The sequence below is a fragment of the Salinicoccus siamensis genome (genome assembly GCF_042429615.1).
Lineage (GTDB): Bacteria > Bacillota > Bacilli > Staphylococcales > Salinicoccaceae > Salinicoccus > Salinicoccus siamensis.
In genome coordinates this window covers 1-670 of record NZ_JBHMAH010000041.1, presented here as the reverse complement: position 1 = coordinate 670, position 670 = coordinate 1, and the positions used below count along the sequence as shown (strand labels likewise).

1 protein-coding gene is annotated in these 670 nt (G+C 31.2%); it reads left to right on the top strand.

What is annotated here, in order from left to right:
* A partial coding sequence (locus ACFFLE_RS11145) for a DUF3021 family protein (RefSeq protein WP_380572270.1) occupies positions 1-231 on the top strand: 231 nt, incomplete at its 5' end.
* Between the last annotated feature and the right edge of the window lie 439 nt (positions 232-670).

Below are 670 nucleotides of genomic sequence, written 5' to 3'. Positions count from 1 at the left end.
ATTTTAGGATTAAGCTCTTTTATATACGAAATTAATACGCTAAATTTGAAACAAAAAACCATTGTTCATTTCGTTCTAATGCTTGTTACAATCTATCCAATTTTACTTCTCAGTGGATGGTTTAAATTAAATGTTTTTTTAGACTATTTAAAAGTTTTTGGTATATTTATAAGCTTCGGAGTAGCATTTTGGATAATATTTTTACTAATTTCAAAATTAACAACTAAATAAATATTGCTTTATTCCAATTGCTTTATTGACGTTGAGCCTCGGAACCCTTAACAATCCCAAAACTTGTCGAATGGTCGGCTTTATAGCTCACGCTATGCCGACATTCGTCTGCAAGTTTAGTTAAGGGTTCTTCTCAACGCACAATAAATTTTCTCGGCATAAATGGATCTCCGATGATTATATGGCTCAAAACGTCAGAAAGAGCCCTCAGAGCGTTTCTAAGGAATTAAGTCAGAGAAAAGTACCCTAAAAACAATTTGGACGCTCATATACGCTTATTTTAATTTCTAGCATATTATCTTACGTCTATTCTTTGTTTTTCTTATTCAATTCTTCCCATTTTTCCGTTTTGACTAAAAATCCCATTGCAATTGTGGCAAAAACTCCTGCTAAAAAACTCAATATAATCATCATAAATATCTCCCCTTTATATAAATAA